8 protein-coding genes are annotated in these 11,524 nt (G+C 63.2%); 5 read left to right on the top strand and 3 right to left on the bottom strand.

Translation table 11 applies throughout. The features are described 5' to 3' along the window. Positions 1–68 precede the first annotated feature (68 nt). Entirely contained in the window at positions 69–1,082 is a 1,014-nt protein-coding gene (locus U5A52_RS19160) for a LysR family transcriptional regulator (protein ID WP_321916803.1), read from the bottom strand. A 167-nt stretch (positions 1,083–1,249) separates the two neighbouring features. Here U5A52_RS19160 and U5A52_RS19155 point away from each other — a divergent pair, with 167 nt between their 5' ends. The 3 genes from U5A52_RS19155 (at position 1,250) to U5A52_RS19145 (ending at position 5,543) form a co-directional block, all read left to right on the top strand. Next, on the top strand, positions 1,250–3,469 hold the full coding sequence (locus U5A52_RS19155) for an FUSC family protein (protein WP_321935813.1): 2,220 nt from the start codon (positions 1,250–1,252) through the stop codon (positions 3,467–3,469). Between the two features lie 129 nt (positions 3,470–3,598). Then, the gene (locus U5A52_RS19150; RefSeq protein ID WP_158759427.1) at positions 3,599–3,820 is read left to right on the top strand and encodes a hypothetical protein; all 222 of its coding nucleotides are present in this window, start codon (positions 3,599–3,601) and stop codon (positions 3,818–3,820) included. Positions 3,821–4,016: 196 nt separating this feature from the next. Next, positions 4,017–5,543 (top strand): acetyl-CoA hydrolase/transferase family protein, encoded by a 1,527-nt coding sequence (locus U5A52_RS19145; RefSeq protein WP_321916807.1) that lies wholly within the window; start codon positions 4,017–4,019, stop codon positions 5,541–5,543. A gap of 87 nt (positions 5,544–5,630) precedes the next feature. Here the strand turns inward: U5A52_RS19145 and U5A52_RS19140 are convergent, their stop codons facing one another. Together U5A52_RS19140 and U5A52_RS19135 are read right to left on the bottom strand one after the other, a co-directional pair. Next, a complete protein-coding gene (locus tag U5A52_RS19140) occupies positions 5,631–5,882 on the bottom strand; it encodes a GlsB/YeaQ/YmgE family stress response membrane protein (RefSeq protein ID WP_321916894.1) in 252 nt (83 codons plus the stop codon). Between the two features lie 186 nt (positions 5,883–6,068). Continuing rightward, positions 6,069–6,776 (bottom strand): MgtC/SapB family protein, encoded by a 708-nt coding sequence (locus U5A52_RS19135; RefSeq protein WP_321916809.1) that lies wholly within the window; start codon positions 6,774–6,776, stop codon positions 6,069–6,071. 217 nt (positions 6,777–6,993) lie between these two features. Here U5A52_RS19135 and U5A52_RS19130 point away from each other — a divergent pair, with 217 nt between their 5' ends. Together U5A52_RS19130 and U5A52_RS19125 are read left to right on the top strand one after the other, a co-directional pair. Then, positions 6,994–8,040, top strand: coding sequence for a LysR family transcriptional regulator (locus U5A52_RS19130; RefSeq protein WP_321935812.1), 1,047 nt, complete (start codon positions 6,994–6,996; stop codon positions 8,038–8,040). 265 nt (positions 8,041–8,305) lie between these two features. Further along, positions 8,306–11,515, top strand: a complete 3,210-nt coding sequence (locus U5A52_RS19125; RefSeq protein ID WP_321935811.1) for an efflux RND transporter permease subunit — start codon at positions 8,306–8,308, stop codon at positions 11,513–11,515. Positions 11,516–11,524 lie beyond the last annotated feature (9 nt).

Raw genomic sequence — 11,524 nt, 5'->3', positions numbered from 1 at the left:
CGCCAGGAAGCAAAAAAGCCGTCCATTGGACGGCTTTTTTGCTTTAGCCAGCTTTAGCAATCAAAGTCTTATTGCGCCGCCTTCTGCACAGCCGCCGCGACCGCGGCGTCCTTCGCCAAAGCAGCATCCTCTGCGACATCCGAGAGTTGCTCCTGCGTCAGCTCCTCGAGCAGCGCCAGGTCGCGCTCGATGACTTGCGGAAGATGCGCGCGCAAGAATTCCACCCACGTCTTTGTTTTCGCGTCGACGAACTTGCGCGACGGATAAAGCGCGTACACGTTCGTCTTCTGCAGCTTGTGCTGCGGCAGCACGCGCACGAGCGTACCGTTACGCAGTCCTTCGATTGCCGCGTAGACCGGCAGCATCCCAATTCCCATCCCCTCGCGTATCGCCACTGCGAGGGATTCCGCGATATTCACCTGCACGGGGCCGTCCACGTGCATTTCGACGCTACCCTCGGGTCCGTCAAGCGTCCATTCGTGCGCTGGAAACGCCGGTGATTTGAGAATCAGGCAGTCGTGATGCGATAGATCGGCGGGTGAGCGCGGTGCGCCGTGCGTATGCACATAACCAGGCGATGCGCACAGAATGCTGTACGTCGAGCCCAACTGGTGCGAAACAAGATCGGAATTCGGTAGTGACGACGCCGTGACCACCGACACATCGCTGCTGCCCTCGAAAAGATCTGGCATGCGTTGCGAGAGCGTCAGTTCGACGGTGACCTCGGGATGCAGTGCGCGATAGCGCGAAATCGCCGGCAGGACGTACTGTTGACCGATACTCGCGAAGCTGTGCATGCGCAGCGCGCCGGCCGGGCGTTCGTGCGCGCAGCTCGCTTCTTCTTCTGCACTATCGACGTCCGCGAGAATCTGCGAGCAGCGCTTCAGATACCGCTCGCCGGCTGGCGTGAGCGCAAGCCGGCGCGTTGAGCGATTGAGCAGACGGGTGCGCAAATGCGCTTCGAGTTCCGATACCGCGCGCGACATTGCGCCGGTGGTCGAATCCAGCGACTGAGCCGCTGCCGTGAAGCTGCCCGCTTCTACGACGCGGACGAACACCCGCATGTTTTGTAACGTATCCATCAGACCTTCTTGACCTTCTTGTTCGGTGCAGAAACGATATTGTCCGCCTCTCGGGGCGCGTCATTGTTGAGTGATCTGGAACGGAGGTTCCCCGCGCGTCCCATTAATGCGGCGCAATGACGCTCCTACAATCGGCCCCTGTCCTCGAAACAGCCCGAGCGTTTGTCATGAGCCGCCAGCCTGCGATACATCGAGCGTTCGACTCGCGTCGGCGCGCGGAAATCATATGGCGCGCCGCCAGACGGGCGCTGCGCGACTGGCAGGCCACCGATGGCGCGATCTGGATTCATCTGCTGAAAACGGTGGCGGCCGGCTTGCTTGCCATGGGCATTTCCATGCTGCTGGATTTGCCGCAGCCGCGAATCGCGATGACCACGGTCTTCGTCCTGATGCAGCCGCTCTCCGGCATGGTGTTCGCCAAGAGCTTCTATCGCATCGTCGGCACCGCGGTGGGAATGATTGCAGCAGCCGTGCTGGGCGCCGTGTTCGTCCAGCAGCCCGAGCTTTACATACTCGGGATGACGGTGTGGGTGGCTGCCTGTACGGCTGCCGCCATGAGGAATCGCCATTTTCGCTGGTACGGTTTCGTGCTCGCCGGCTACACGGCGGCGCTGATCGGCATCCCGCTAGTCATGCAGCCCAACGGTCTCTTTCTCGCCGCGTTAGGACGCGGCGCTGAAGTGGCCGTTGGCATTCTTTGCTCGGGCATGGTCAGCGCAGTGATCGTGCCCCGGCAGTCAGGCTCGCTGCTCGATCGCACCCTGCGCGCCCGATATCTCAATTTTACTGCGTTCGCCGCGGCGGTGTTGGCAGGGCGGCTCGAAAGGGGCGCGTTCGAAGGGCGATTCGCGAGTCTCGTCGACGATGTCGTCGGTTTCGAGGCGACGCGCGCTTTCTCATTTTTCGAAGATCCGACCATGCGCGCGCGCAGCGGCCTGCTTTCGCGCCTGAATTCCGAATTCATGGACGCCTGCGCGCGGCTGCACGCGCTGCGCCAGTTGCTCAAAAGGCTGCATTGGAGCGACGCGGCGATCGCACCGCTCGCGCCATATTTCGGCGAGCTTGCCGCGCTGCTCGCGCAACGGCCGAGCCGCAACGAAAGCGATCGCGCCTATGCGCGGCGGCTCGCCGACGGGCTCGAAGCCTTCCAGCGCACGCTGCCGCGTCACGTGCGCGAGACGCGGCGGCCGCTCGAACATGCGCTTCCCGACGCGCTGCCCGACTTCGACACCTCGGCTGAACTCATCTATCGCTTCACGACGGAGATCGTGCGCTACAGCCGCACGTGGGCATCGCTCATGGACGCGCGTCCTGCGCAGGAGCCGCGCGGCGCGCGCTACGTGCCTCGCACGAGCTGGTACGTGGTGGCGTTCACCTTCGTGCGCACGGCCGTGGTGGTCGCGGCGCTGGGCTGGTTCTGGGTCGAGACGGACTGGCCGAGCGGCGGCCTCGCGATGATTGCGGCCGCGCTCACGTGTGCGCTCACCTCGTCGTCGCCGAACGCGTCGCGCATGGCCGTGCAGATGGCGGTCGGCGCAGTCTTTGCCGCCGTGACGGGCTATCTCTTCACCTGCTACGTCTATCCCAATGTCGATGGCTTTCCGTTGCTCTGCGCGACGCTCGTACCCGTGCTCGCCATCGGCGCTTTTCTTGCCACGCGCTCGCGCATCGCGGGCTACGGCGTCGGCTTCTCGGTGTTCTTCTGCTTGCTTGCGGGTCCCGACAACGTGATCGTCTACACGCCGGATCTGCTGATCAACAACGGCATCGCCGTCGTTGCCGCGATGCTGGTTGCCTCGCTCGCATTCGCAGTGGTGTTTCCACCGCACATGAACTGGCTCGTCGAGCGTATGTGCGTGTCGTTGCGCGGGCAGGTCGTGCTGGCCTGCCATGGGGAACTGAAAGGCCTCGGGCAGCGCTTTCAGTCCGGCACGCACGATCTGATGCACCAGTTGCGGCTCCTGCTGAACGGGCGCCGCCAGGCGCACCGGCGCGCGCTGCGCTGGATGCTCGTGACGCTCGAAGTTGGGCATGCCGTGGTGGATCTGCGCAACGAGGCGCATGCGGCAGCGTGGTTCGACCGTCATGACGCGCGCTGGCCTGCCGCATTGGAGCGCGTGCAGGAGGCTATCGCGCATCTTTTCGAGAGCCCGGACGGAACCTCGCTCGACCACGCGCTCAGTGCCGTGCGCGCGGCGACCTGGATCGCCCAGGAAGCGCTCGCGACGGTGCATCACGAGCGAGAGAGGCGGCACGCGGTGCAGCGTCTGTTGAGCCACCTGCACTTCATCCGCAGCGCGCTGCTCGACCGCGATGCGCCGCTCGGGCCGCTGGCGCGCCGTGCACGCCGCACGCGTGCGCCGCGCAGATCGTTGAAAACACAATGAAAAAGCAGGCGCGCGCGATCTTGCTGCAGTCTGGAAATATGCCTTCCACCCCGCCTTCTTAATCAATTCGACCGTGAGTCATATAGTCACATCACTGCTTCGCAGTACCCGTTAGCACTGGAGAGTAAAATGAAGTCCGTGAAGATCGCTGTTGTTGCCTGTTCGCTGTTTGCCGCCGCCGCTGCTTATGCACAGAACGAAGCACCGGCAGCGAGTGTCCCCCAGCAGGTCGCGCAGTCCGCTGCTCCTCAAGTAGCGCAAGCGCCCGCTCACCGCGAAATCGTCAAGCCGGCAAAGAAAGATGAATGCGTCGGCCCGGTCAGCTTCTGCAATATTTATTTCGGTAGCTGAGATCGAGATCACGCCCGCCATGTGCAGGCGCACGCCGACATCTTGTGCCGCGACGCCTTCATATGGGTGCCGCGGCTTTGCGCATTGTGGCTGCGCGAAACACTGCAATAGTGTTTTGTGAAACTCGCAGTGCACGACCGCCGATGCAAGACCTGAGAATAGGCACCAGGCGATCAGAGAGTTTGTGGAGACTGTGATGTACGAAGACCGTATTCGTTGTGCCGCCTTGCGCGGGAAAATTACTTCGGCTGCCGAGGCGGCTCAACTCGTGCGCAATGGCATGCGCGTTGGCGCGAGCGGCTTCACGCGCGCGGGCGACACGAAGGCCGTGCCGATCGAACTGGCGCGCCGCGCGCGCGAAGAGAAGGAGCCGCTGCGCATTACGCTGATGACGGGCGCCTCGCTCGGCCACGACGTCGACCGCATGCTCACCGAAGCCGGTGTGCTCGAGCGCCGTTTGCCGTTCCAGGTCGACTCGACGCTGCGTAAGGCGATCAACCGCGGCGAAGTGATGTTCGTCGACCAGCATCTTTCGGAAACCGTCGAGATGCTGCGCGCGAACCTGCTCGGCAAGCTCGATCTCGCGATCATCGAAGCCGCCGCGATCACGGAAACCGGTGCGATCGTGCCCACCACTTCGGTCGGCAATTCGGCGAGCTTCGCGATTCTCGCGGAGAAAGTGATCGTCGAGATCAACCTCGCGCAGCCGCTCGCGCTCGAAGGCCTGCACGACGTGTGGATTCCCGGCCGGCGCCCGCATCGCGATCCGCTGCCGATCGTGCGGCCGCAGGACCGCGTGGGTACGACCGCCATCGAAATCCCGCCAGAGAAGATCGCCGCCATCGTCATCACGAACGAGTCGGACAGCCCTTCGACCGTGCTGCCCGCCGATGAAGAAACCGCGCGCATTGCCAGCCATCTCATCGAATTCCTGCAGCACGAAGTGAAGCATGGCCGCATGAACGCGCAATTGCCCCCGCTGCAGGCCGGCATTGGCACGATCGCGAATGCGGTGCTCTCGGGCTTTGTGGATTCGCCGTTCGAAGCGCTTACGATGTACTCCGAAGTATTGCAGGACTCGACTTTCGATCTGATCGATTCCGGCAAGATGGTCTTCGCCTCAGGCGCCTCGATGACGCTCTCCGCACAGCGTCAGGCTCAGGTGCTTGCCGAACTCGACCGCTATCGCGACAAGCTCGTGCTGCGTCCGCAGGAAGTGAGCAACCATCCCGAAGTCATTCGCCGTCTCGGCTTGATCGCGCTGAACACCGCGCTCGAATGCGACATCTATGGCAACGTGAATTCCACGCACGTGGGCGGCACGCACATGATGAACGGCATTGGCGGCTCGGGCGATTTCGCGCGCAATGCATCGTGCGCGATCTTCGCGACCAAGGCGATTGCAAAGGACGGCCGCATTTCGAGCATCGTGCCGATGGTGCCGCACGTCGATCACAACGAGCACGACGTGGACGTGATCGTGACCGAACAAGGTCTGGCCGATCTGCGCGGTCTCGCGCCGCGCGAACGTGCAAACCTCGTGATCGAGCGCTGCGCGCATCCGCTCTATCGCGACCTGCTGCGCGACTACTATCGCGACGCCCTCAAGATCGGCGGCCAGACACCGCACGATCTCGCGCGTGCGTATGAAATGCATCTGCGCTTCAATCAAACGGGCTCGATGCTGCCCGAAGCGACGGGCGGACTCGCATCGAACGCATAATCGCGGGAGCGATCAAAAGCAGTACACAAAATAAAAACGGGAGCACCGGCAACGGTGCTCCCGTTTTTCATTGATAGCGCGGATTCGCTACGCTCGTCTAACCAACCGGATGATGAAGAGCAGAATGACCGCACCGACAATGGCGGTGATGATCGAACTGATGATACCGGCGCCGATATGAATGCCGAGCACCCCGGCAAGCCAGCCGCCGATGAACGCGCCGACAATGCCGACGATGATATCGATGAACAATCCGAAGCCGCCGCCCTTGACGAGGACGCCAGCGAGCCAGCCTGCGATTGCGCCGATGATGAGCCAGGCAATGATGCCGTGTTCCATATGAATAGACTCCCCTTGTTGGCGTGAAAGAATCACGGTGAATGCAGCTTAGTCCAAGGGCGAATAAGCGTCCATGCAACGCGGCCAGAATTGACAGTTCTTGAACTCTGTCGCGGATAGTTTTAAAAAGCGCAATAAATTAGAAATGCAATCGTAAGGAATCCGAGCCGATGCCATGCGCAATCGTCATTCGGGCGCGATTTCGGGTTCCGCAGCCGTCCAGCTCACGCTGGACACGCCTTTCTCCATGCTCAGGCGGCTCGCCATGAGTTCGAGCTTCGACTGGTACTTCGGATGCAGGCGCATCGTTGCCGTCACGCGCAGGCGCGGCGGATCGCCGGCCAGGTCCTCGCTCGTGAGGCTTTGAAATGAAAGCGGCGTGGAGTACAAAGAATTTGAAAGCAACGTGCGGATATGGACTTCGTCCTCTTCGCGGCAAACCACAGTAAGCACATAAGCGCGCACGAGATCCGCATTCGAAACGGGCGATGCGTTGATGATGCGGCTCACCTCGCGCAGCACGGTATTCGTGAGCAGCACGACGACGGTGCCGGCCACCGCCGGGCCGTAATGACCTGCGCCGCACAGCACCCCCACGGCCGCCGAACACCATAGCGTCGCCGCAGTATTGATGCCCTGAATCGAGCCCTTCTCGCGCATGATGACGCCACCGCCCAGAAAGCCCACGCCAGAAACCACATAGGCCGCAATTTGCGTGACGCCGGTCGAGCCATTGCCGGTCAGCACGCCGAGCGTGACGAACAAGCACGCGCCGCTTGCCACGAGCGTGATGGTGCGCAGACCGGCCGTGCGTTGGCGAATCTGGCGTTCGAGGCCGATGGCGACGCCGCAGGCGAACGCCGCGAGAAGGCGCAGGGCGAATTCGAGAGTCATCGTTTTGTCATGAAAACGCAGGGCGGCCGCACGCCTTGCGGCTCTCGCGCAAGCGTGGCGGGTACATCGGGGGCCCGTGGATCATACGCGGGACGGGGCTTTGCGCCAAGCTGTCCGCGCCGTCATGTTCGAGTCAGGATCTGGCCACGGCTCGTAGGCGAAACTAGTTTCATTCGTGTGGAGATGGGAAGGCAGGCCGAATGAACGGGAGTTTCTGATGGATACGCTGCGCAATATGCGGGTCTTCGTGCGAGTGGTGGAGTCCGGCAGCTTTACGCGCGCTGCGGCGAGCGAAACGATGACGACCGCGCAGGTCTCGCGCGCGGTCACCGACCTCGAATCGCGGCTGCGCACGCGGCTCCTTAACCGGACCACGCGGCGCATGTCGATGACCGAAGCGGGCGAGCGCTACTTTCAAAGCTGCAAGCGCATTCTCGCCGACATCGAGCAGGCCGAGGCCGAAGCCGCCGCGGCGCACGCGAACCCCGCGGGCAAGCTGCGCGTGTACGGCGGCACGAGTTTCGGGCAGCACTACGTGATGCCGCTCATCGCGCGTTATCAGCAGCATTTGCCGGAAGTCTCGGTCGATCTCACCATCGCGCAGCAAATGCCCGACATCATCGAGGAGGGCTTCGATGTGGCGGTCGTGGTGGCCGCCGAGCTCGAGGACTCCGCGCTGATCTCCCAGCATCTGGGCAGCACCGCCGCGATTCTCTGTGCTTCGCCGGCGTATTTGCGCATGCGCGGCGAGCCGCAATCGTTCGACGACCTCGAGGCGCATACCTGCCTGCATCTGACCGACGCGAGTCTGCCCGCCGGCCAATGGGTTTCCGAGGGGCCGCTCGGCGAGACCTTCCGGCATACGGGCGTGACGCCGTTCCAGGTGAACAACCCCGAAGCGCTCGCGCTTGCCATACGCGAAGGCATGGGCATCGGCCCGCTGCCGGTGCCGGTGGCGCTGCCTGGGCTTGCCGACGGCACCCTGGTGCGCGTGCTGCCCACGCACACGCTGCAAAAGCTCAATATTTACGCGCTGTACGCTTCGCGCCGCTATCTGGACGCGAAGATCCGCACCTTCGTCGAGTTTTTACGCGAGAAGGTGCCGCTCGTTCTTGCCGAACAGGAGGCCGCGCTCGCCACCTGTGACGAGCCGCCGCTTCGCGAGATGGAGGCGCACACGGGGCCGCGAGGTACGCGTGCGCGCAGCGGCCGTGGCCGCGCTCACAACACGCACGACCTGGAGCGCCTGCGCCTCGTGAATTGAAGCAGTGAACTGAAGCAGTTAAAGAACGGCTCGCGAAGCGCGCGGCTGTTACCGGGCGTTTCGCGGGCGGCTTTTCAGGCGCTTCGCGACGCTGCAGCGGCGATCTATCTGCGTTCCCGTACGCTTTCGCGCGCCTCGCGCGTTGCCTGTCAATTTCGCCATATTGGCGCCAGCAAACTGCCACCGCCATTGCCTATGATGCGGCACCCGCTGGATGAATGCGTCCTCGTCTCAACCCCTCGCCTGAGTTGTCCGAAACACTGACATGTGGATTGTCAATCTCGCGCTGAAGCGACCGTACACGTTTATCGTGATGGCCATCATGATCGTGCTGGCCACGCCGTTCGTGCTTATGTCGACGGCCACCGACGTGCTGCCGAACATCAACATCCCGGTCATCAGCATCATCTGGTCGTACACGGGCTTTTCCGCGAAGGACATGGCCGACCGCATCACTTCGGTCAACGAGCGCAGTCTCACGACCACGGTGAGCAACATCGAGCACATCGAGTCGCAATCGCTGCCGGGCATCGCCATCATCAAGCTGTTCCTGCAGCCGGGCGCGAGCCTGCAAACGGCGATCGCACAGGCCGTGGCGTCGGAGCAGGCGCAGGTGAAGCAGATGCCGCCCGGCGCCACGCCGCCGCTCGTCATCAGCTATTCGGCCTCAAGCATTCCGGTGATCCAGCTCGGCCTCTCCAGCAAGTCAATGAGCGAGCAGGCGCTGGCCGATATCGCGATGAACTTTCTGCGCCCGCAGCTCATTACGATTCCCGGCGCGCAGGTGCCTTACCCGTATGGCGGCAAGACGCGCGTGATCTCCGTGGATCTCGACACGCGCGCACTCATTTCGAAGGGCCTCACGCCCGCCGATATCGTCAACGCAGTCAACGCGCAGAACCTCATTTTGCCCACGGGTACGGCCAAGCTCGGGCAAACCGAATATCGTGTGGACACCAATGCGTCGCCCGATACGATCGCGGGCCTGAACCGCATTCCCGTGCAGACGGTGAACGGTGCGACTACCTATCTCGGCGACGTGGCGCACGTGCGCGACGGCTTCACGCCGCAGACCAACGTCGTGCGCCAGGACGGCCAGCGCGGCGTGCTGCTGTCGATCCTCAAGAGCGGCGACGCATCGACGCTGCAGGTGGTGGGCGTACTCAAGGACCTGTTGCCCAAGGCGCGCGACACGCTGCCCGCCGACCTTGTTGTCAAACCGCTCTTCGACCAGTCCGTATTCGTTTCCGCAGCCGTGCAGGGCGTGGTGCGCGAAGCGCTCATCGCTGCGGCGCTCACGGCGGCGATGATCCTGCTCTTTCTTGGCAACTGGCGCAGCACGCTCATCATCGCGGTGTCGATTCCGTTGTCGATTCTCTCCTCGATCATCGCGCTCTATGCGCTTGGCGAGACCATCAACATCATGACGCTCGGCGGCCTCGCGCTCGCGGTCGGCATTCTGGTTGACGACGCAACGGTCACGATCGAGAACATCGAACGGCACTTGCATCTGGGCGCGAAACTGCACGACGGCATTCTCGAAGGCGCGGGCGAAATCGCCGTGCCCGCGCTCGTTTCGACGTTGTGCATCTGTATCGTGTTCGTGCCGATGTTCTTCCTGACCGGCGTGGCGCGCTTCCTGTTCGTGCCGCTCGCGGAAGCCGTGGTGTTCGCGATGATCGCGTCATACATCCTCTCGCGCACGCTCGTACCGACGCTCGCCATGCTGCTGTTCGAGGGCCACGATCCCAGCGCGCATGCGCAGCGCGCGCAAGGCTCGTTCTTCTCGCGCATTCACTGGCGCTTCAATCATGCATTCGAGCGCGTGCGCGCCAATTACATCGCGCTGTTGAGCCTGCTGCTCTCGCGCCGCAAGCTTTTCGGCGGCAGCTTCCTCGCGTTTTGCCTGCTGTCGCTCGTCCTTGTGTTCTTCCTTGGACGCGACTTCTTTCCCTCGGTCGATGCCGGCAACATTCGCTTGCACATGCGCGCGCCAACGGGCTTTCGCATCGAGGAAACCGCGCGCCTCGCCGACCAGGTGGAGCAGGTGGTCCGCGACGTGGTGCCGCCCGATCAACTCGATACGATCGTCGATAACCTCGGGCTGCCCTATAGCGGCATCAATCTCTCATACAGCAATGCGGGGACGATGGGCACGCTCGACGGCGAAATCCAGATCGCGCTGAAGCCCGATCACGATCCCTCCAGCACGTATATCGACAAGTTGCGTGCGTTGCTGCCGCAACGGTTTCCGGGCGTCGAGTTCTTCTTTCAGCCCGCGGACATCATCACGCAGATTCTGAACTTCGGTCAGCCCGCCGCAATCGACGTGCAGGTGGTGGGTGCGAATCTGAATCAGGACATGGCGCTGGCGAGCACGCTGCTCAAGCAGGTGCGGCAATTGCCGGGCGCCGTGGATGCGCACATCGAGCAGCGCAACGACGAACCCGCGCTCACGCTTGCGATGGACCGCTCGCGCATGCAGCAGCTGAACCTGAGCCCGCAGAACGTTGCCCAGGACGTGCTGATCGCACTTTCGGGCAGCACGCAGACCTCGCCCGCGTTCTGGGTGAGTCCGCAAAACGGTGTGGAATATCCGCTGACGGTGCAAACGCCGCAGTATCGCGAAACCTCGATGAACGAACTGATGGGCACGCCCGTTTCCGCGCACAGCACGAACGCCAATGCGCCGCTGCAGCTGGTGAGCAATCTCGTGCAGCTCAGGCCGCATAACGGGCCCGCCATCGTCACGCACTACAACATCCGTCCCGTGATCGACCTGCTCGTGAGCGTGGAGGGCAGCGACCTCGGCTCCGTTGGCGCGAACATCAACGACATCATCCGGCATGTGCAGGCGCACGCGCCGCGCGGCACGACCATCACCATGCGCGGGCAGATCGGCACGATGCGTTCGTCATTCGTGGGACTCGGCGTGGGCATTGCGATGGCGGTGGTGCTCGTGTATCTGCTCATCGTCGTGAACTTCCAGTCCTGGGCCGATCCGCTCATCATCATCAGCGCGCTGCCCGCCGCGCTCGCGGGCATCGCCTGGATGCTGTTCATTACCGGCACGCACCTGAGCGTGCCCGCACTCACGGGTGCGATCATGACCGTGGGCGTGGCGACCGCGAACAGTATTCTCGTGGTGTCGTTCGCGCGCCAGCGTCTCACCGCGGGGGCTACGCCGCTCGCCGCCGCGCTCGAAGCGGGGGCCACCCGCATACGCCCGGTGCTGATGACGGCGTTCGCGATGATGATCGGCATGGTGCCGATGGCGCTCGGCCTCGGCGAGGGCGCGGAGCAGAACGCGCCGCTCGGACGCGCGGTGATCGGCGGGCTACTGTTCGCTACGGTCTCCACGCTATTGTTCGTACCCCTGATGTTTGCGACCGTGCATACGCGGCTCGCCCAGCGCACCGCCGCGAAGCGCGAGCGCGAGGCGCAGCGCCGTGGTGCACGCGGCGATACCCGTTAAGTCACAATT

The organism is Paraburkholderia sp. J8-2 (assembly GCF_905220195.1).
Classification (GTDB): Bacteria; Pseudomonadota; Gammaproteobacteria; order Burkholderiales; family Burkholderiaceae; genus Paraburkholderia.
This window is presented reverse-complemented; position numbering and strand designations above follow the sequence as displayed.